Annotated in this window: 18 protein-coding genes; 15 read left to right on the top strand and 3 right to left on the bottom strand. The window is 43.7% G+C overall.

Features of this window, described 5'->3' with window-relative positions; genetic code table 11:
* The first annotated feature begins 5 nt into the window (after positions 1-5).
* The 15 genes from AB5627_RS00255 (at position 6) to AB5627_RS00185 (ending at position 16,849) form a co-directional block, all read left to right on the top strand.
* Positions 6-665: an amino acid ABC transporter permease gene (locus tag AB5627_RS00255; RefSeq protein ID WP_051706754.1), complete on the top strand. Its 660-nt coding sequence runs from the start codon at positions 6-8 to the stop codon at positions 663-665.
* A gap of 22 nt (positions 666-687) precedes the next feature.
* Positions 688-1,467: an amino acid ABC transporter ATP-binding protein gene (locus tag AB5627_RS00250; protein ID WP_046441104.1), complete on the top strand. Its 780-nt coding sequence runs from the start codon at positions 688-690 to the stop codon at positions 1,465-1,467.
* Positions 1,468-1,498: 31 nt separating this feature from the next.
* On the top strand, positions 1,499-2,773 hold the full coding sequence (locus tag AB5627_RS00245; protein WP_138336569.1) for a sigma 54-interacting transcriptional regulator: 1,275 nt from the start codon (positions 1,499-1,501) through the stop codon (positions 2,771-2,773).
* Positions 2,770-3,480 carry a trimeric intracellular cation channel family protein gene (locus AB5627_RS00240; protein WP_265290358.1) on the top strand — a complete coding sequence of 237 codons (711 nt, stop codon included), beginning with the start codon at positions 2,770-2,772 and terminating at the stop codon, positions 3,478-3,480. The genes AB5627_RS00245 and AB5627_RS00240 overlap by 4 nt, the downstream gene beginning before the upstream one ends.
* 3 nt (positions 3,481-3,483) lie before the next feature.
* The gene (locus AB5627_RS00235; protein ID WP_022286945.1) at positions 3,484-4,089 is read left to right on the top strand and encodes an AAA family ATPase; all 606 of its coding nucleotides are present in this window, start codon (positions 3,484-3,486) and stop codon (positions 4,087-4,089) included.
* 338 nt (positions 4,090-4,427) lie between these two features.
* Positions 4,428-5,372, top strand: coding sequence for an ABC transporter permease (locus tag AB5627_RS00230; protein ID WP_022286944.1), 945 nt, complete (start codon positions 4,428-4,430; stop codon positions 5,370-5,372).
* 13 nt (positions 5,373-5,385) lie between these two features.
* Positions 5,386-6,297 (top strand): ABC transporter permease, encoded by a 912-nt coding sequence (locus tag AB5627_RS00225; RefSeq protein ID WP_022286943.1) that lies wholly within the window; start codon positions 5,386-5,388, stop codon positions 6,295-6,297.
* A 3-nt stretch (positions 6,298-6,300) separates the two neighbouring features.
* Complete coding sequence (locus AB5627_RS00220; protein WP_022286942.1) at positions 6,301-7,296, top strand: ABC transporter ATP-binding protein; 996 nt, start codon at positions 6,301-6,303, stop codon at positions 7,294-7,296.
* Complete coding sequence (locus AB5627_RS00215) at positions 7,293-8,312, top strand: ABC transporter ATP-binding protein (protein ID WP_022286941.1); 1,020 nt, start codon at positions 7,293-7,295, stop codon at positions 8,310-8,312. Before AB5627_RS00220 ends, AB5627_RS00215 begins: the two co-directional genes overlap by 4 nt.
* 28 nt (positions 8,313-8,340) lie before the next feature.
* The gene (locus AB5627_RS00210; protein WP_022286940.1) at positions 8,341-9,975 is read left to right on the top strand and encodes an ABC transporter substrate-binding protein; all 1,635 of its coding nucleotides are present in this window, start codon (positions 8,341-8,343) and stop codon (positions 9,973-9,975) included.
* A 28-nt stretch (positions 9,976-10,003) separates the two neighbouring features.
* A complete protein-coding gene (locus tag AB5627_RS00205; protein ID WP_265290359.1) occupies positions 10,004-11,674 on the top strand; it encodes an ammonium transporter in 1,671 nt (556 codons plus the stop codon).
* A gap of 32 nt (positions 11,675-11,706) precedes the next feature.
* Complete coding sequence (locus tag AB5627_RS00200; RefSeq protein WP_022286938.1) at positions 11,707-12,606, top strand: MerR family transcriptional regulator; 900 nt, start codon at positions 11,707-11,709, stop codon at positions 12,604-12,606.
* Between the two features lie 2 nt (positions 12,607-12,608).
* Entirely contained in the window at positions 12,609-13,706 is a 1,098-nt protein-coding gene (gene speB / locus AB5627_RS00195; RefSeq protein WP_173333830.1) for an agmatinase, read from the top strand.
* A gap of 28 nt (positions 13,707-13,734) precedes the next feature.
* Positions 13,735-15,489, top strand: coding sequence for an adenine deaminase C-terminal domain-containing protein (locus tag AB5627_RS00190; RefSeq protein ID WP_022286936.1), 1,755 nt, complete (start codon positions 13,735-13,737; stop codon positions 15,487-15,489).
* A complete protein-coding gene (locus tag AB5627_RS00185) occupies positions 15,479-16,849 on the top strand; it encodes an MATE family efflux transporter (RefSeq protein WP_022286935.1) in 1,371 nt (456 codons plus the stop codon). Before AB5627_RS00190 ends, AB5627_RS00185 begins: the two co-directional genes overlap by 11 nt.
* Positions 16,850-17,065: 216 nt before the next feature.
* Here AB5627_RS00185 and AB5627_RS00180 read toward each other — a convergent pair whose 3' ends face one another.
* Genes AB5627_RS00180 through AB5627_RS00170 form a run of 3 tightly spaced genes read right to left on the bottom strand, consistent with a single transcriptional unit; the run spans position 17,066 to position 20,296 of the window.
* A complete protein-coding gene (locus tag AB5627_RS00180; RefSeq protein WP_195221241.1) occupies positions 17,066-18,001 on the bottom strand; it encodes a DUF1848 domain-containing protein in 936 nt (311 codons plus the stop codon).
* A 4-nt stretch (positions 18,002-18,005) separates the two neighbouring features.
* Positions 18,006-18,860, bottom strand: a complete 855-nt coding sequence (locus AB5627_RS00175) for a hypothetical protein (protein ID WP_265290361.1) — start codon at positions 18,858-18,860, stop codon at positions 18,006-18,008.
* 14 nt (positions 18,861-18,874) lie between these two features.
* Positions 18,875-20,296, bottom strand: coding sequence for a deoxyguanosinetriphosphate triphosphohydrolase (locus AB5627_RS00170; protein WP_265290362.1), 1,422 nt, complete (start codon positions 20,294-20,296; stop codon positions 18,875-18,877).
* Positions 20,297-20,422: the final 126 nt, after the last annotated feature.

The following is a 20,422-nucleotide window of genomic DNA, read 5'->3' as shown; positions in this document are numbered from 1 at the left end:
GATATATGAACGAATTTATGCACGTTGCGGAAATAGCGCTTCCGCTGCTTTTGCAGGGTCTTGGAACAACGGCGGCAATATCGGTGCTGTCTATCCTTATTGCAATGGTGTTAGGCTCGGCGGTAGGCTATATGTGCCTTTCAAAAAACAAGGCTGTTGAGCTTATCGCAAGGGCGTTTATAAAGATATTCAGATGCACCCCTTTTATGGTGCAGGTATATCTTGCATATTACGGACTCCCTGCTCTTGGTCTGAACGTTTCAGCGTTTTCAACAGGCGTTATAATTCTTGGAATGTACACAGCGGCTTATACCGCAGTTATCCTTGAAAGCGGCGTCAGCGCTATCCCAAAGGGACAGTTTGAAGCTTCATATGCAATGGGAATGTCAAGATTTAAAACAATGGTGAGAATAATTTTTCCGCAGACTTTGAAAATAATCGTTCCGTCACTGACAGGACAGTTTGTTCAGACTGTTAAGGACTCATCTATCCTTTCTATCATCACAGTTGCAGAAATGACAATGATGACAAAAGAGGCTATCGGTATAACTTTTAGCCCTCTGATAGTTTATATCTGTGCAGGCGTTCTTTACTGGGCGCTGAACCTTGTTATCGAGTTCGCATCAAGATGTATAGAAAAGCACAACAACCGTGTTGCTATCTGACGAAAAAGGAGTGTAAAATACAATGGCTGAAAGCAGAAAGCCTGTTATATCGGTTCACGATCTGGCAAAGAATTACGGGGAGCTTAAGGTCCTCAGAAAAATAGATATGGATATTTACAAGGGCGAGGTGGTAAGCGTTATCGGCCCCAGCGGCTCTGGCAAAAGCACTTTTCTCAGATGCCTGAACTATCTCGAGGAGCTGACATCAGGCGAGATAGATATAGGCGGAGTTTCCCTAAAGGGCATCGACGAGGACAAGCACAACAAAAAGCTCAACGAAAAGGCTGCAAAGGTCATAAGAAAGAACGTTGGAATGGTGTTCCAGCAGTTCAACCTTTGGCCGCACAAAACAGTGCTTGAAAACGTTATGGAGTGTCCTGTTCAGGTTAAAAAGGCTAACAAGGAAGAAACAAAGAAGAAAGCCATGGAGCTTCTTGCGAGAGTTGGAATGGACGGCAAGGCAGACGCTTATCCTACTCAGCTTTCAGGCGGTCAGCAGCAGCGTGTGGCTATTGCGAGGACTCTTGCAATGGAGCCTGAGGTCATACTCTTTGACGAGCCGACTTCCGCCCTTGACCCTGAGTTCGTTGGCGAGGTTCTGAACGTTATGAAAGACCTGGCTAAGGCAGGAATGACAATGATAGTTGTCACACACGAAATGGGCTTTGCGGCAGAGGTGGCAAACAGAGTCTGCTTTATGGACGGCGGCTATGTTATCGAGGACGGCACCCCTGAGGAAGTGTTCAAGCACCCTAAGAGCGACCGTGCAAAGCAGTTTTTCTCAAAGATACTTAATGTGTAAACTATAAAGCCGCAGAAAGGAGTGCAGACAAATGGATTATGAGCAGCTAGGGCACATTCTCGAAAGTATCCACCCAGGAGTGACTATTGCCGACAGCAGCGGAGTGTTCAGATTTGTTTCAAACTCCTATCTCAGCGGCAGAAGCGTAAAAGGCTCTGACATAATAGGTAAATTCGCAGGCTCAGAGGAAATGATGAAGATGTTTTCCCCTTGCGTGACGCAAATGGTTTTTGAAAGCCACAAGCGTGTCACAACGGTGCAAAAAGGCGTTGACAATGACGAAACTTTCGTCACGGGAATACCGGTATTCAAGGACGGAGAGCTTGAGATGATAATAAGCTATTCCTCTTGGGAGATAACAGGCTTTGACGACCTGAGGGAGCGTTACAATGTTTTGCAGTATCAGAACAAAAAGCTTCTTGATGAAATAGAGCTTATGACAGGACGTGACGGTGGACAGCGTTATATCGCCCAAAGCAGCCGTTCAAGAGACGCAAGGCGGCTTGCAGGAGTTTTCTGTGACGCAGGCTGTCCGTGTTACATCTATGGTCCCACAGGAAGCGGCAAAAGCTATCTTGCTTCCACTATATACGGCAAAAAAGGAACGCTTTACACCTATGACTGCGCACCTGTCGGGGAAGAAGTCATAGAAAAGGAGCTTCTTGGAGAGGGGTCGATGATATCGCCGCTTTCGGGCATTTACGCTGTGATAATAAAGCATATAGACAGGCTGTCGCCTAGACTTCAAAGGGCAGTTCTTGAAAAATGCGCAAAAGCAGGCATCGTGCCTGTGGGGCTTTCTGAACATTCAGTGGAGGAGTTTAAAGGTGCTGACAAGCTGTCGGAGGAGTTTATAAGCGAGTTCGAGCCTTATCAGGTACAGATGTATTCTCTTGGCGAGCGTGCGGAGGATCTTAAAAGCTTTATCGACTATTATCTCGGCTCGGCAAACAAGAAATACTCACGGAGCGTTGAGTTCACCCCTCGTGCCATGGGCTGTTTGTTGGGATATGATTGGAAAGAAAATATCGACGAGGTGCATAGGACTATCGAGCGTATCGTTCTTACTACCGAGAAGAAAAAGGTGGACGTTTTCGACTTGCCTGACAGGATAACGGGCGGTTCGTCTGAGGTGTTTGCGCAGAATGCTTCCCTAAAGGATATGCTTGAATTTTACGAAAGCGGACTTGTGATGAGAGCCTATGAAAAATACAGAACATCTGTGGCTGTGGCACAGAAGCTTGGCATAAGTCAGGCGACGGCTGTGCGGAAGATACACAAATATGCAGGCAGGGACGTTGAATGAACGAGCGTTTTGATGTTATCGTTACGATACTTGAACTTATCGGCACTGCAGCGTTTGCGGCAAGCGGTGCGCTGACAGCGATAAAAAGGCGTTTTGACCTTTTCGGCGTTATAATAATAGGAGTGACAACGGCTGTGGGCGGTGGGATAATGCGTGATATCGTCATCGGAAGTCACCCTGTGGCGGCGTTTCGTGACCCCCTTGCAATGAGTGCGGCGGCTTTGATATCGGTGCTTGTGTTTGCTGCCTTGGCTGTAAAAGGCGACCTGGGGGGCAAGGCGTTGAAGCTTTATGATACTGCAATGCTCATGCTCGATACTATAGGGCTTGGCATTTTCACTGTTACAGGTATAACAGCGGCAATGAGGAGCGGCGTGTCTGACAACACTTTTTTGCTTGTGTTTTCGGGAGTTATAACAGGCGTTGGGGGCGGAGTTCTCAGGGATATTTTCGTTAACAAGAAGCCTGAGATATTTGTGGGCAACATTTATGCCTGCGCTTCTGCCACAGGTGCAGCGGCTTTTCTGCTTTGCTATGGCATGATGTCGTTCATGCCTGCCTGCATGGCGAGCCTTGCGGTGACGTTTTCCCTAAGGCTCATGTCGGTGAAATTCGGTTGGAATTTGCCGAAAATTCAGATAAAAGCCAGACAGGAGCGGAGGATAGCCGCCGCGAAAGAAAATCTCATAAATAAAAAAGGAGCATAGACTATGAAAAAGTTTATTATTACCATAAGCCGTGAGTTCGGCTGCAACGCAAGAGAGGTCGCAAGAAAGGCGGCGGCTGAGCTTGGCGTGGAGTTTTATGACAAGGACCTTGTAGATATGGCGGCAGAGCGTGCAGGCATAAGCCGTGACTCGTTTCTTGACAGTGAGGAAATGCTTGACAAGAACGCTGACCGCCTGCTGAAGTCATTTGGCTACGGCTCATCAACGCAGTTTTATTCCGACAAGGCTGTAAAAGCGCAGGTGGATATCATCAGAGATCTTGCAAACAAGCGTATATCCGCCATATTCTTCGGCAGGTGTGCAGACTATGTTCTCAGAGAATATCCGAACCACATGAACGTTTTTCTCTATGCGCCTTTGGAAGCAAGGATAAAGCATATGTGTGAAACTTATGACCTTTCATGGCCGGAGGCTGACAAGCTCATAAAACGTGTTGACCGCCAGCGCCACAACTATTATAAATACGTCACAGGCAAAAATCGTGGTGACCGTGACAACAAACATCTTATGATCGACGTAAGCGAATACGGCACTGATCTCACTGCCGAGATGATATGCTTCGCTGCAAGAAAGATGTTCGAGGACTAAGCTTTCTACTGATTACCAAATCTTCATTTGTGGGGTGCTTCTGCTTTGGAGCGCCCCTCTTTTTTTACATTTGTGAATATGAACAAAATGCAGGATATAAAACTTCTTTATTCATACAACATTTTATGTAAGCTTAAAAGACAGTTTGCGTTAATAAAAAGTTTATATATAAAATATAAAATGACTGATTTTTAGTATTGCAGTTGTAGTTGCTACAGGATATATCATAGGTATATCGAAAGAAAAGTTTCGTGAAGTAAATTATTTTCAAAAAGCAAAATGAAAGTTAAACAAGAAAATCCTGCAAAGTGCAGCTGTAAATATAGGAGGAATGTAAAGTGAAGAGGTTCAGATTTATAATCAAACGGCTGCTTTCAATGATAGTCATAATGTTTTTGGTATCCTTTCTGGTGTTCGTTGTTCTGAGAATGTCAGACGCAGACCCTCTCACAGTAATGATAGGAAACAATCAATCCACTCCTGAACTCAGGCAGGCTCTTACAGAAAAATATCACCTTGACGACCCTGTGCATATACAGTATCTCAGGTGGATAAAGGGAGTTCTTTCAGGCGACTTCGGTACAGACTATGTTGACGGTCAGGACGTAAAAGGTCTTATAATGTCAAGGCTTCCAATAACATTCGGACTTGTGATAATGAGTTCCGTCATAGGCTCAGTGATAGCTGTTATAATGGGAGTTGCAGCGGCGCTGAGAAAAGGCAGACCCTCAGACGCAGCAATTTCAGGACTTATGCTTGTGCTTTCAGGTGCGCCGTCATTTTTGGTAAGCATACTGATACTTATTTTCATGACAAAGTACGTTCCTGGATATTCGTTTATCGGAACATATACAAATTTCGGAGAGTTCTTACAACGTATAATGATACCGAGCCTGATAATGGCGCTGACGTTCGTTGCGATGCTTGGACGTATCACACGAAGCAACATGATAAGTCAGCTTCAATCCCCTTATATCGCAACAGCAGCTGCAAAGGGATTAAAGCAAAGCAACATAACCTACAAGCACGCTTTTCACAATGCCGTTATTCCTGTTATAACAGTTGCAGGATATATGATAGCAGGCTCTATAGGCTCGACAGTAATAGTTGAGCAGGTCTTTTCTCTTCCCGGTATAGGCGGTCTGCTCATATCGGCGATAGAGGAAAACAATTTTCCAATAGTTCAGATACTTGTGCTTTTCATGCTTGGAGCTTATCTTGTAATGAGTTTTGTTATCGACATACTTTATACCGTTCTTGATCCGAGAGTTGATCTTAAATAAGGTGGGATTTTTAATGAAGAAGAAAAATAAAGCAGGAACGTTTTTCACACCTGTTGTGGCGGTGACGGGAATATTCCTTGCGGTAATAGTTTTCGTATCGCTCTTTGCAAGCGTTATCGCACCGTATGACCCTCTTGCCACAGACGTGAATGCCATATATGCACCCGCCTTTTCTGAGGGACACATTTTCGGAACTGACGGACTTGGCAGAGATATTTTTTCAAGGCTCATATGCAGTGCAAGAACTTCCATTCTGAATGCCTTTCTTATAGTTGCCATAGAGGTAGTCATAGGTGTTCCTCTTGGGCTTATCTGCGGATACTACAGAGGTCCTCTTGACAGTATCGTAATGAGGGTGTGGGACGTTATAAGCGCAATACCGCCACTTCTTCTTTCCTTTATCCTTATTGCGGTAATGGGAAAGGGCATGATGACAGGTATCATCGCCATAGGCATTTCTTATATCCCTCTTACAACAAAGACCGCAAGATCAATGATAATGACAGAGAAAAAGGCGGTGTATGTTGAAGCCTGCAAATCAATGGGCTTTTCAGACGCAAGGATAATTTTCGTGCATATCCTGCCGAACATCATCACACCTATGATATCGCAGTTCACACTTGATATCGGTACAGCTATCACATCAATGGCTACTCTGAGCTTTCTGGGACTTGGCGTTCAGGCTCCGAATGCCGACTGGGGAACGCTTCTCCGTGACGGCATGGGCAACCTTTATAATAGTTCGGCACTGCTTTTTATACCTGCAATATGCGTAATACTTGTAACAGTATCCATAAACCTTTTCAGCGACGGTGTTCAGAACTATCTCGATCCGTCATCAAGAAAGCTTCCGTCATTCAAGAAATACGAAAAGAAACACAGAATAAAGAAGCTTTCAGCAGTTAAGGCAAACGGGGAGGCGTAAAAGATGAAAAAAGGAAACGTTCTTGAAATAAAAGACCTTTCTGTAGACTTTATGACAGTTAGAGGTATCGTATACGCCGTTCAGGGCGTTGACCTTGAAGTGAAGCAAGGGGAGATACACGGTATCGTAGGCGAGAGCGGCTGCGGAAAAAGCGTAACATCAAAGTCGGTCATAAGGCTTCATAACGAGGAGACCACCAGATATGCAGGGGATATCTACATAAGAGATGACAGCGGCGAGAAAGATGTTCTTGCAATGAGCAAAAAGCAGCTCCGTGATTTCAGGGGCAGCACAGCCGCAATGATATTCCAAGACCCTATGACTTCCCTTGACCCTATCATGAAAGCAGGCGAGCAGATAGCAGAAATGCTAAGGGCGAAGAAAAACTTAAATCGCCGTGAAGCAAGAGAAAAGGTCATCGAGATGTTTGAAAAGATAGGCATAACACCTGCTGAGAAAAGATACGAGCAGTATCCGTTTGAAATGAGCGGAGGAATGTTACAGAGAATAATGATAGCAATGGCTCTTATATGCGAGCCGAAGCTTCTTATTGCAGACGAACCTACCACGGCGCTTGATGTTACTATACAGGCGCAGATACTAAAGCTTATAAAAAAGCTCCAGCAGGAAAGCGGAACGTCGGTAATATTCATCACTCACAACCTTGGTGTTGTGGCTGAGATTTGCGACAGCGTAACTGTAATGTATGCAGGAAAGGCTGTTGAGACCGCAAGCGTTGTGGATATTTTCGACCACCCTGCTCACCCATACACAAAGGCGCTCCTTGAAAGCAATCCAAGAGAGAGCGACACAGAAAAAAGAATGAAAAGCATACCTGGCAGTCCTCCGCTTCTGTATGAAAAGTTCAAGGGCTGTGCCTTTGCACCAAGATGTAAGTATGCTGACGATAAATGCAGAAGCTGCGTGCCTGTTACAGAAAATGTGTCTGAGGGACACAGCACAGCTTGCTTCAAGTGGCGGGAGGTGACATCACAATGAGCAATGAAAAAGACAGACAGCCTTTTATAAGCGTCAGAGATCTGAAAAAGTATTTCTGCCTTGACAATTACAAGCTTGCAAAGGCAAAGACAAGATATATCCACGCCGTTGATGATGTTAGCTTTGATATCTACAAAGGCGAGATATTCGGCATAATAGGCGAGAGCGGCTCGGGCAAATCAACCATAGGAAGATGCGTTCTGAAGCTTATCGACGTTGATTCAGGCGAGATATATTTTGACGGCAAAAACATAACTCATGTGAGCCGCAAGGAACAGCAGGAGCTGCGTTCAAGAATGCAAATGGTCTTTCAAAACCCTCTTGCTTCCTTTGACCCGAAAAAGACTATACGCTTTAGCCTTGAAGAATCTGCAAAGGTGCATAAGATAAAGCCTGAGGTCTACAAGGCGAGGATAAAACAGCTTATGGAGTATATAGCGCTTCCGGAGGACTTGCTCACAAGATATCCTAAAGACCTTTCGGGCGGTCAGCTCCAAAGGCTTGCAATAGCAAGGGCGCTTATGCTGGAGCCTGATTTCATTCTTGCAGACGAGCCTGTTTCGGCACTTGACGTTTCTGTGCAGGCGCAGATATTGAATCTTATGCTCGACCTGAAAGAGGATAAAGGGCAGACGATACTTTTTATCTCCCATGATCTGAACGTTGTCCGTCACGTTTGCGACAGGATAGCGGTGGTATATCTGGGAGCGGTAATGGAAATGGGTACGGTGGAGCAGGTATATAACAGCGTTGCTCACCCTTACACTCAGGCACTTATTTCAGCAAAGCCAAAGGAACATCCTCTTGAAAATAAGAAGCATATCCTGCTGGAGGGAGATATACCGAACGCAGTGGATATCCCCGAGGGCTGTCGCTTTGCAGGCAGGTGCAGATATTTCAAAGAGGGCTTGTGCGACAACCGCACGCCAAAGCTCAAAGACATTGGAAACGGGCATTACGTTGCCTGTCATTTCCCGCTAGGCATTGACCGCAGCAAGACTGCTTCGGATATGTAATAAATCTTTTGAAGAAAGGAAAGTTATCATGAAAAAATTCTCACGCAAGATCGCGGCCGCTGCTGCATTGGCAATAACAGTTTCAAGCTGTATGACAGGCTGCTTCAACAACACAGGTTCCGGTTCAGGCTCAGGTTCTTCAGGAGGAAATTCAGAGACAGTTCTCAGAGTAGGCTATACTCAGGAGCCGTCATCATTTGACCCTGCCGACTTCACTATCGTGGCAGCAACTCTCACAGGTTATGACTGCTATGACACGCTTCTTAACTTCTCACATGACGGCACAACAGTTGAGCCTGCCCTTGCAGAATCTTGGGAGCAGGTTGACGATACTACATACACATACAAGATAAGACAGGGAGTAAAGTTCTCAGACGGCAATGAAATGACAATGGACGATGTGCTTTATTCTCTTAACAGAGTAACAGAAGACAACTATTATATGAGCTATCTTTTTGCAAACGTTGACAGCTTTGAAGCCGACAACGATACTTGGACGCTGACAGTTCATCTTAAGCAGCCTGACTCATCATGGCAGTATGTTCCTGCGACATCAGCCTGCACTATAGTCGAGAAGTCTGTAACAGAGGAGCAAGGCGACAAGTACGGCACTGCTGACGGAAAGACTGTCGGCACAGGTCCTTACAAGCTTTCTTCATGGTCATCAGGAAGCGAGATAGTTCTTGAAAAGAACGAAAACTGGTGGGGCGACCCTGATACTCTCGATATCGACAAGGTAGAATATTACGTTATCGAGGACGAAAGCGCATTAGCACTTGCGGCAAAGGGTGGACAGATAGACTTTGTCGAGGGTATGTCAAACAGCGTTATGTCTGTATATCAGAGTTGTCAGAACTTCAATATCCTCTCATGCGAGGGAACAACTTCAAACTATATCGCATTCAACACAGCTTCAAAGCCGTTTGATGACGAGTGGGCAAGAAAGGCTGTTGCATATTGTATCGACCGTTCCCAGATAACAACAACTATCGGCGGCGATTATGCAAAGCAGTCGGCTGTTGTTCCAATGAGCGAATCCATGATGTATATGGATAAGGACAAGTGGGATTCAACTATCGCCGAAAGCGATGTTTATACTCAGGATTATGACAAGGTAAAGGAATGTCTTGCAAAGTCAAAGTATCCTGACGGCTTTGAGTTTGATTTCTATACGACTTCACAGACGCAGAAGCAGGCTGAGCTTCTCAAGTCAATGGTAGACGCAAGTGGCTCTATCACAATGAATCTTGTGGAAGTGCCTGACAGCGATATCTTCAGCTATATGTTCGGCTACAAGACAAAGGATAACGGCGAGAGATATTACAACGCAGTCGGCACATACATGATGTCAGACTTCCTTGACCCTATGGGAATGTTAAAGACATTATATGCAGGCTCTAACGCTTGCGAGGGCGGAACGAATGAAACACTTTGGTCAAGCACAGAAGCAGACGGACTTCTTGATAAAGCGGCTCAGACAACAGACGACGCTGAGAAAATGGGTTACTATACTGACGCATATAAGATATTTGCTGATGAGTGCCCTTACCTTGGACTTTACACATCATCTGATGTTTACGCAGTAAGCGATAAGTTCACATATGACCCAAGCCCGATGTTCTGGTATAACTTCAGTTACGCAGACGTTCATGTGGCAAAATAAGAAATAATATGAAAAAGGAAGTGCGATAATGTATTCATCTCTGGATACCGTGTGGGTTCTTCTCTGCACAGCTTTGATATTCTTTATGCAGGCAGGCTTTGCAATGCTGGAAACAGGCTTCACCAGAGAAAAAAATGCAGGCAACATAATAATGAAAAACCTTATGGATTACTGCATAGGCTCTGTTCTTTTCTGGGTTATCGGCTTCAGCTTTTTGTATGGCGACTCCATAGTAGGATTTATCGGAACGCCAAGCCTGTTCGCAGCAGGAAAGTTTGCAGCCGCAGGAGATCTGCCTAAGCGAGTGTTCCTTATGTTCGCAACGGTCTTTTGTTCAACTGCCACGACTATAGTTTCAGGAGCAATGGCAGGCAGAACAAAGTTCAAGGCTTATCTTACATATTCGGCTGTTATGAGCGGAATAGTTTATCCTATAACAGGTCACTGGATATGGAACAGTGCAGGCTGGCTCAAAAGTATAGGCTTCCACGATTTCGCAGGCGGAACTGCCGTTCACGTTGTTGGCGGAACTACCGCACTTATAGGTGCGCTGCTTGTGGGAGCAAGGATAGGCAAGTTTGATAAAAACGGCAAGGCGAGAGCCATACCGGGACATAATCTCACTATCGGAGCTTTGGGCATATTCATTTTGTGGATAGGCTGGTTCGGATTTAACGGTGGCTCGCTTCTCGCCGCTCAGGGCGACAATGCGGCGGCAAAGCTTGGGGATATCTTCTTTAACACAAACATATCTGCGGCGGCTTGCGCAATAGCTGCAATGTTCATCACATGGGTGCGCTACGGCAAGCCTGACGTGACAATGACCCTTAACGGAGCACTTGCAGGACTTGTGGCTTCAACCGCAGGCTGTGACACAGTTTCGGCAGGAGGAGCATTCTTTATCGGCATAACAGCAGGCTTTGTAATGGTGTTTGGTGTTGAGCTTATAACAAAGCTAAAGGCTGACGACCCTGTGGGTGCGGTAAGTGTTCACGGTTTGTGCGGAGCATGGGGAACGCTTATGACGGGCGTTTTCGCAAAGAAAAGCGGTCTTATATATTCAGGCAGCCCGAAGGATCTGCTTATACAGCTTGCAGGCGTGCTTTCAGTGGCGGCATGGACAGCGCTTATTATGGTGATAGTGTTCACCGTGATAAAGAAAACAATGGGTCTGAGAGTTAGCGAGAACACAGAGATAGTTGGTCTTGACAAGTGCGAGCATGGACTTTCAAGCAGCTATGCGGACCTTCTCAACACTGCTCAGTTCATCACCGCTGCCGCTGACGAGCCTTCAAAGGTGAGGGCTATAGACGAAGCCTCAGAGCTTAACGCTTCTGACTACAAGGCGGACGGAAAGATGCACAAGGTGGTCGTTCTTATGAACGTCGCAAAGTTCGAGATGCTGAAAAATGCTTTGGATAAGCTTGATATAACAGGCATGACAGTTACGCAGGTGAGCGGCTGTGGAATACAAAAAGGAAGCACTGAGCTTTACAGAGGCTCTGAGCTTGAATCAAGGCTTCTGCCTAAGATAAAGGTGGAGATAGTTATAAGCACTGTTCCTCTTGGACTTCTTATTGACACTATCAGAAAGGTGCTTTATACGGGCAAGATAGGCGACGGAAAGATATTTGTTTATGACGTTGCAAACGTTGTGAAGATAAGAACAGGGGCAGAGGACGAGCAGGCTCTTGAATAAGCTGTCATAATAATTGGAATGGGGGACAAGATATGACTGATGATATGAAATACACTGTGTTTTATACAGACGAAAACGGACAGCTTGTCCCGAATGGGGAAAAGCTTCTGAGCATAACCGAGATAGCAAAGTATCGAAACATACCTACAGAACGGCTTAGATATTACGATAAGATAGGGCTTTTAAGACCTGACTATGTTGACAAGCTCACAGGGCGGAGGTTTTATTCGGCACAGCAGTGTGAAAAGCTTGGCACTATAAAAGAGCTTCGCAGGCTGAACTTATCACTGAAAGAAATAGAGGACTATTTCAGCGACAGAAACCTTGAAAAGTCCGAGCGTGTTCTCAGACAGCGTTATGAGCTTTTACAGCAGGAGATAGCGGATAAGCTTGAAATAAGCCGTGTGCTGAAAGAAAAGCTTAAATTTATCAGAGAGCTTAACAACACAGATTTCAAGCTTGATGACCCTGTTATAAGGGAGCTTCCTGAACGATATGCCCTCAAAGGGGAGAGCAACAAGTTCAGAACAAATCTCACCGGTATAGAGTTTATGAAGCTTGAGGAGGCTATAGGCGGAACTTCACCTGTGCTTGCCACTGATAAGGTGGCAATGACCATAAAAAACTCAGTTGACCCTGACGATATGGATTCCGAGGTCTGCCCTATGGTGTTCTGCTCGGCAGATCAGGCTGACAAGGAAAGCTTCACAACAGTGGCAGGAGGAAAATACGTTTGCGCTTTTCACAGGAATTGCTACAGCTATTTCGGTGAGCTTATAATGAAAATGCGCTGTCTTGCACAGGAGCATGGCTACACCCTTGGAAACGTCGGGGTGATGATATACCGTATAGACATAACCCTTACGGACAACAGTGATGAAACTATAGCGGAGCTTCAGTTTCCGCTTATAAAAGAAAGCAGGGAGAAATGATCATGATAGACAGAAATGAACTGCACGCCATGAAAACGGCGGCAAGATTTGATGAATTTGGCAACACAAGATTTCCTACAATGGCAAAGAGAGCCGTTGAGTTTGGATTAGAGCCTGCGGACAGCATTAAAAGCGAGGGCATGAGCTGTTTTGCAAGAACAAATCTCGGCCCTACATACACAAGCCACGAAACTTTTCTCAGAAGTCCTTTCTGCGAGGATATCCATAAGGTGTCGGAATATGACGTTGCAGTGGTGGGTATCCCATATGACAGCGGAGCGTCAAACCGCTCAGGCACAAGACTTGGCCCTGCCGGCATAAGACACGCTTCTTCGCAGATATCCCCTTTCAACCCTGACTATGGCGTTGACCTATACGAAAACATAAAGCTTTGCGACGCAGGAGATATCTACACACTTCCTGCAAATGCCGAAAAGACTTTCGACCAGATAACAAAGGGCATAGGATATATATTCTCTCAGGGAGTAACGCCTATCGTTCTTGGAGGCGACCACTCTACCACTTTCCCTACGCTCAGGGGCATTTCAAAGTATATCGACGGCAATATCGGCGTTATCCATATCGACCGCCACAGCGATTGCGACGCTATCCAAATGGACGAAAAAATGCACGGCACAGAATGGTATCATTCCACTCACCTGCCTAACCTCAGCGCAAAAAATCTTGTGCAGATAGGCATAGGCGGAAACTGCTGCAAGTCATGGTCAAAATTCACCCGTGACAGCGGCTGTACTGCGATCTCAATGGAGGATATAGACAAGTATGGTATCGACAAGGTGGCAGAGCTTGCCCTCGATATCGCATGGAAGGGCTGTAAGGCAGTGTATGTGAGCCTTGATATAGACGTTCTGGAAGCTGCTTTCTGCCCGGGTACTGGCACACCTGATTTTGGTGGTATGCTCCCGAGAGAGCTTTTAAGGCTTCTCAAGCTCGTGACAGCTCCCGGTATCTGTGGAATGGACGTTGTGGAGGTATCTCCTCCGTTTGATGTGAGCGAGATAACTTCACTTGCGGCGTCAAGATGTATAATCAATGTGCTTTGCAATCTTGCGCTGAACAAGTCGCTATATAAACACTGATAATATTTGTATCTGAAAGAGGCAGCTTATGAATGATCGGCAGCTAAAGGAACTTATACTGGCGGCTAAGGGTAAGCTGCCTTTTGATATTTATTTTTACAACGCAATGATAGTTGACGTTTACAGAGAACGGATAATAGACAGCGGCTCGGTGGGGATAAAAAACGGCATTATCGCCGCAGTTTGCCCTGACTTTGAGCCTAGAGCAACAGAGTTTATTGATTGCAGAGAAATGTATCTTGCGCCTTCTTTTATCGACGCTCATATGCACATAGAGTCCTCAAAGCTCACGCCTTTTGCATACTGCGAGGGCGCAGTGCCACACGGAACGGGCTGTGTATTCTTTGACCCTATGCAGATGTCGAATACTCTTGATCTTAAGGGCATAAAAGCTATATGTGAAATGCTTGGGGAAATGCCCATAGAGAGCTTTTTGCAGCTTTCTTCGCAGTATCTTTCTACTCTGAAAACGCAAGACGATATCACCAATGTTATCAAAGAGTGCAGGGCGAAAACTGTGGGTGAGATAAGCGGTGCTGTGGTGGGGAATGAGGAGATAATAAAGCTTCTCGGTGCGGCAAAAATGGCAGGTGTAAAGGTGAACGGTCACTGTCCGTCAATGGGATTTCGTGACGTTCAGCAGGCGGCTTGCGCCGGGCTTTGTGACGACCATGAGTGCGAAAGCATAAGCGACCTTGAGCAGCGGCTAGCCTGCGGAATGGCGGTGTTGGTAAGAGAGGGAACTATAGAGCCGAACTGCCGAACTCTTTGCCAGGGGATAGTAAAAAATCATATCCCAACGGACGATATAATGTTCTGCACTGATGACAAGTCTGCGGAGGATATAAAGGAAAACGGCTGTATAGATAATGCTCTGCGCATTGCAGTGAAATGCGGTGTTTCCCCTGTGTCAGCAATAAAAATGGCAACTCTCAACGTCGCAAGGCACTATGGTGTTGACGATATCATAGGCTCGGTGGCTCCCTCAAAAAAGGCGAATTTTCTGCTTATGGATAGCCTTGAAAATATGACAGTGAAAAAGGTCTTTCACCAGGGCAGGCTTGTGGCTGAAAACGGCGAGTTTCTTTGCAGGCATGAGTTTGACATAACTTGCTATCCTGAGCTTAAAAACACTGTGATATTGCCCAGAGGGCTTGACAGCCATTCTTTTGAGATAAAAGCAGGCTTTGAGAGGGGCTATGTTACTGCAAATGCAATTGAAATGCCCGAGGGTGGCATAGTCACAAGGCTTGTAAAAGGCAGGCTTGAAGTCAGCAACGGCATTGTATGCGGTGATACAAAAGCCGATATTCTGCCCATATTCGTTGTGGAGCGTTTCGGCAGGAGCGGTGAGATAGGCAATGGCTTTATAAAAGGTCTTGGCATTAAAAGGGGAGCTGTTGCCGCAAGCTTTGCTCAGGAGAGCAATAATGTCGTTGTATCGGGCGTTGACCCTGCGGATATGCTTTGCGCTGTGAAAGCTGTTGAAGCGAATGGCGGCGGTGCGGCTATGGCTATTGACGGCAAGGTGGCAGGGCTTTACTCCCTTCCTGTGGCAGGCATACTAAGCGGTGAAAACATCATAGGCGAGATAAAGGCACAGAAAGCTTTCAGAGAAGCCCTTGCCCTCACAGGGGGAAACATACAGCGTATGACGGTGGTGCTTACAGTGTCGCTGTGTCAGACTATCCCAGAGGTGGGGATGACGGAAAAAGGGCTTTTTGACGTAACCCAGCAAAGATACATACCCACATTCACAGGCGGTGAAGAATTTGAAGAATAAGCCAGAAAATGTAATAATGACAGAGGGCGACCCTAAGAAAATAATATTCCGATTTGCACAGCCTCTTATATTTGCAAACCTTTTTCAGCAGCTTTACAACACCATGGATACCATAATAGTGGGCAAGATAAATGGTGACGAAGCTCTTGCGGCGGTGGGAGTTTCCTTTGCAGTGACAATGGTCATGATAGCCGTTGCAACTGGTACGGGCATAGGAACATCGGTGCTTATAGCGAAATACTGCGGTGCCGGGAACAAGTCAAAGGTCAAGACGGGCATTTCCACTGTGCTGATATTTTCACTTATGGTCGCAGCGTTGATAGCGGTTCTTGGGGTGGTGCTTAGTATGCCGCTTTTAAGACTTCTGAAAACGCCGCAGAATATCATAAATGACGCTGCAGACTATCTGCGGATATATTCCTTAGGTATGCCGTTTATGTTTCTTTACAATGTGCAAGCGTCGGTATTTAGTGCTCTTGGCAACTCAAAGACGCCTTTTCATCTGCTTGTGATGTCCTCTTTGCTGAACATAGGGCTTGACCTTTTGTTTGTAGGGGGATTTTCCATGGGCGTATCAGGTGCGGCATGGGCGACTTTCATTGCTCAGGGAGTATCGGCAGTGATATCGTTTCTGCTTCTTACTGACAAGGTATACATAAAAGACCATGAAAGAGCAGAGTTCAGCTTCTTTTCGGGGGCAGTGTTAAAAGAGATGTCGTCCTATGCGGCAGTATCGGTGATACAGCAGTCAGTGGTGTCGGTGGGAATGTTAATAGTGCAGTCTGCCGTCAATCCCTTTGGCTCGGACGTGCTTGCAGGGTACACGGCGGCTTCAAAGATAGACTCCTTTGCCATAATGCCGTTCATAGCTTGCGGAAATGCGGTATCCACCTACACGGCACAAAATCTTGGGGCAGGCAAAAAAGATCGTATCAGAGAGGGCTACAAGGCGAGCGTACTGTTATGCGCAGGCATAGCGGTGATAGAATTTGCAGTGATAATGCTTCTCAGACGGCGATTCTTGGGCTTTTTTATGGACTTGTCAAGCTCCTCAGCTTCCGCCATAGAAACAGGCATGGGCTACATGACAGACCTTGCGTTTTGTTATATAATAATGGGAATAAATTCAAGCTTCAACGGAATGTTAAGGGGGCTTGGGTGTTTGAAGCTGTTTTTATCCGGAAGCATAATAAATCTCACGTTCCGAATCATTTTTACCTACGCTCTAGTATCGGTCATAGGCGTATCGGCAGTATGGCTGTCGATGCCGGCAGGCTGGGTTCTGAGTTTTATTTACGGGAGAGTGGGGTATAGGATCATGTGCAAGAAGAAAGATAGTGCAGGGATAAGCGATATATGATAGGTAAAGCATTAGCTTCCGAGCAGTTGTCAGCGGCTGTTCGGAAGCTGTTTTTATTGTAAAACAAAAAACTTGCAAACCCTCGTAAATAAAGGATTTGCAAGCTTTCTAACTTGTGTTGTGACTATGAAATAGATGAATTGTTTAAGCGTTTGTGTTATAAATGAAAAAACATTTTTCTTAAAAGCAATGATAGAGAATGAAAGCGTCAAATTATTACCACATTGTTAACTGATCATCTATTAAAGATTTAACGTTTCTTTCAATTATTTTATCTTCAATTAATAATTCACTGCATAACAATGGTGAATTTGGATTGTATTTTGCATAATTATCATCAACTGTTTTTAAGCTATAATTGGCATAACAATACTTACACTTATGCATACAAGTATTATACAGACCAATGTCAATACTCTCTATACAACCACAAATATCACGCTGATTTTTATCTTTGTTTGCTGAAATCCTACAGCCGCAAAGTTGTTCTATCAATTTGTCATCAATACACTTACCGTGATTTATCCCATATGAAGAAAGATCAATGCTCTCTGCGCAAGTATTGATTTCAAAATCATATTTTTTTGATATTTCACTAAATGCTTTTGCAATAAGATTTATTTCTTCTTTTACAGGTTCATTTATCTTACTCTCATTTAAAGTACGAGCATTCTTTTTATAAAAATCTACAAAGCTTATAACGCATTTATTAAAACTTCCATTTAAAATTTGAGAAAGCTTCTCAAAATACTTAATATGGTATTGTACTGTATATTTTTCACTTAGAATAATCGGATCATATCTCCAAATCACTCTATCACGACCGATTAAATCAGACAATTGCTTGAAAGTATTAATTATTTCTTCACTTTTAGATGGAACATTCGGTTCAATATCATTAGAATAAGAATTCAAGGTAAACTGAAAATAATATCTATAATCTTTCAATTCGTCAAGTTTATCAAGCATAGGTTTAGGATTTTTTGTCCAAAACACAATACAATCCACAACGTCCGGGGAAAGTTTTATTTTACTAACCTGATGTATATTCATGGGGTTCCGAACAAGAACATATCCTTCTTTTATTCTATTGAAAAACCAATCAGAATAAAAAGCAGGAATATCTGTCCTGCGGCTTGCACTGATTATCATTTAATTATTCCACCTCAATTATTAATTGTGCACTGTTACACGTTTTCGCTACACAATATTTTTGTTGGAAGTCATAGTCTATAACATAAAAGTTTTCATTCGTATCATACTGTTCAGAGTCACTATAATAACTCGACGGTGAAAATCTTTTTTTACTATATGTAAAATTATACTCCAAATTATTTAATTTGTCAATGAGCATATCAACAGTATCTCTGCCGGTATAGCAACTATCAACGTCATTAATTATTATCAGCATTGGTGTGTCATATCTTTTATTCGAAACAATGCTCTCAATAATATCATCAAAAAATTGACTTATGCCCATTTCCCCAATTTCTTTATAGAAAAAAGATATGAGATATTCAATTATAATCACATTATAATTCATTATATTATTTGTTCGCAGATAAGACAAAACATCTACATTAGTTGAAAAATTCACCTTGTAGCCCGAAACACATTTTATTTGTTCATGGATAGTATCCCAGTATTCATTTATATCTATACCATAATATTTATTTATTTTTTCACTACACACTTCATCAAAAGCCATTAAATCAGCAGCACCACCGCATCCCAACGATAATATACTAAAATCCCTATATCTATCATGATCAATTTCTTGAAGAGCATACCTTATTTCTGAACAATATTTATATGAATATCTACATACATAATAATCTAATAGTTTTCTACAGCTATAATCTGATCGTAAATTATTACGATGATAATGTATATCATCAAGACATTCTTTACAATCATGCCCACATATTGTAGCATTGCTGCAATCATCACAATTACATTCTATTGAATCATAGTCAGCGTCGCAAAAATTAATAATTTCATCAATTAACATAATAAGTTCCTCCATCACTCAATCCCACTCAACTCCTGATAAAGCCTTTTAGCATAACTATCAGTCATGCCGCAGACGAAATCAGTTACCAGAAGCAGTCTGAGATACAGCTTTTCTTTATCGCTCTTACCCTCAGAATATATTGTGTAAATCTGACGATAGTTATCAGAAATCATATTCATTAGTCTATCCTTCATAGGTGAAAGCTTTGTTCCAGTATCAAAATTAACTGCCGCAGGAATGAAATTGTCGAGCAGAAAATTGATTATATTACCCGCAGAGATCTCCATTTTAAGTATCGGCTTAGAACGGAAAACATACTCGTATGCTATACCCCCTAAAGCCTTTGACATAGCATTTCCACGTGATACAGAAAGCACATCTTTAGTGAATGTGCCTTCCATTATACTTCTGTAATTTCTTGTGAAGCCATATGAAGCACAGTATAAAAGATTTCCCTGTATACTGATAACCCAATTCTGAACCGCATTAAGCTCGGGATTTGCTATTTTCTTAGCTTTAGCATTTTGATATTTTGTTTCCAACCAATCGATCATATTGGTATAATTTTTTCTCTCATCTTCATCGGCGCATTTACTTATGTATTTCTCACTTCTTAACTCTTCAAGAAGCTGGTCATAACTGAGAAACCCTTTCTTTACTGCGTCCTCTATGTCAGCTGTCAGATAAGCTATATCATCGGCGGCTTCAAGCAAATATGTAAGCGGATACCGGCAATCTGCTGCACCGGTCGAAGATGTAATATCTTCAAAAAGCTCTTTTTCTGCAAGGTAATATCCCATCTTCTTAGTCTTGATATTACCACTTTGCTTATCTATTTCACAAGATGAAATCGGATACTTTATCAGCGTATTGAGCAAAGCATAAGTAAGATGCATACCGTTTTCATCAACAAGATAGTGCAGCTTTGTCAGCAAGCGAAGAGCCTGGGCATTACCCTCAAAACGAAGCAGATCGCTTTTCATCTGCTCGTCTAAATACCGATCAAGCGTAGTTCCGTCAAATTCAATTTTCGTTAGATTTGCTTCAAACCAGTTTCTGATGGAATCTTCACCAAAATGTCCGAAAGGAGGATTGCCTATATCATGCAGCAGCCCTGCACATTCAAGTATACTGCATACCTTGTCCTTAGTTTCCGCTGTTATATCTTCATCAATATTATTGTCGATCAGATACTGAAAAGCGGTCTGCCCTAATGATTTGGCAAATGAGGAAACTTCAAGAGAATGGGTCAGCCTTGTACGCACAAAATCGCTTTTATCCAACGGAAATACCTGAGTTTTGTCCTGCAAACGTCTGAATGACGCACTGCATATTATTCTGTGATAATCTTTCTGAAATTCATTGCGTAAATCCTTATTATTAAATTTAGACTTGGATTTCCGTTTTTCGCATAAAAGCTTTTCCCAATTCATTACAAGCCCTCTCTTTGCTGTTAATTCAAATAAACGAAATACTGCGGTGCATTTTCAATTCATAAATCACAAAGATTTAGTAGCTTTTTCGACGTAATGCACTATAGCAGAATTATAATATTATTA

Origin of the sequence: Ruminococcus sp. RTP21198st1_G1_RTP21198_201120 (assembly GCF_040924265.1) — a bacterium.
GTDB classification, from domain to species: domain Bacteria; phylum Bacillota; class Clostridia; order Oscillospirales; family Ruminococcaceae; genus Hominimerdicola; species Hominimerdicola aceti.
The sequence above is the reverse complement of the archived record's forward strand: the minus strand, read 5'-3'. Positions and strand labels throughout refer to the sequence as shown.

Bases quoted from the DNA above. Each gene is read 5' to 3' on its own strand.
- AB5627_RS00215 (WP_022286941.1), top strand. From the start codon at position 7,293: ATGAGCAATGAAAAAGACAGACAGCCTTTTATAAGCGTCAGAGATCTG.
- AB5627_RS00175 (WP_265290361.1), bottom strand. From the start codon at position 18,860: ATGTTAATTGATGAAATTATTAATTTTTGCGACGCTGACTATGATTCA.
- AB5627_RS00245 (WP_138336569.1), top strand. From the start codon at position 1,499: ATGGATTATGAGCAGCTAGGGCACATTCTCGAAAGTATCCACCCAGGA.
- speB (WP_173333830.1), top strand. From the start codon at position 12,609: ATGATAGACAGAAATGAACTGCACGCCATGAAAACGGCGGCAAGATTT.
- AB5627_RS00205 (WP_265290359.1), top strand. From the start codon at position 10,004: ATGTATTCATCTCTGGATACCGTGTGGGTTCTTCTCTGCACAGCTTTG.
- AB5627_RS00250 (WP_046441104.1), top strand. From the start codon at position 688: ATGGCTGAAAGCAGAAAGCCTGTTATATCGGTTCACGATCTGGCAAAG.
- AB5627_RS00225 (WP_022286943.1), top strand. From the start codon at position 5,386: ATGAAGAAGAAAAATAAAGCAGGAACGTTTTTCACACCTGTTGTGGCG.
- AB5627_RS00210 (WP_022286940.1), top strand. From the start codon at position 8,341: ATGAAAAAATTCTCACGCAAGATCGCGGCCGCTGCTGCATTGGCAATA.
- AB5627_RS00220 (WP_022286942.1), top strand. From the start codon at position 6,301: ATGAAAAAAGGAAACGTTCTTGAAATAAAAGACCTTTCTGTAGACTTT.
- AB5627_RS00255 (WP_051706754.1), top strand. From the start codon at position 6: ATGAACGAATTTATGCACGTTGCGGAAATAGCGCTTCCGCTGCTTTTG.
- AB5627_RS00190 (WP_022286936.1), top strand. From the start codon at position 13,735: ATGAATGATCGGCAGCTAAAGGAACTTATACTGGCGGCTAAGGGTAAG.
- AB5627_RS00200 (WP_022286938.1), top strand. From the start codon at position 11,707: ATGACTGATGATATGAAATACACTGTGTTTTATACAGACGAAAACGGA.
- AB5627_RS00170 (WP_265290362.1), bottom strand. From the start codon at position 20,296: ATGAATTGGGAAAAGCTTTTATGCGAAAAACGGAAATCCAAGTCTAAA.
- AB5627_RS00235 (WP_022286945.1), top strand. From the start codon at position 3,484: ATGAAAAAGTTTATTATTACCATAAGCCGTGAGTTCGGCTGCAACGCA.
- AB5627_RS00240 (WP_265290358.1), top strand. From the start codon at position 2,770: ATGAACGAGCGTTTTGATGTTATCGTTACGATACTTGAACTTATCGGC.
- AB5627_RS00180 (WP_195221241.1), bottom strand. From the start codon at position 18,001: ATGATAATCAGTGCAAGCCGCAGGACAGATATTCCTGCTTTTTATTCT.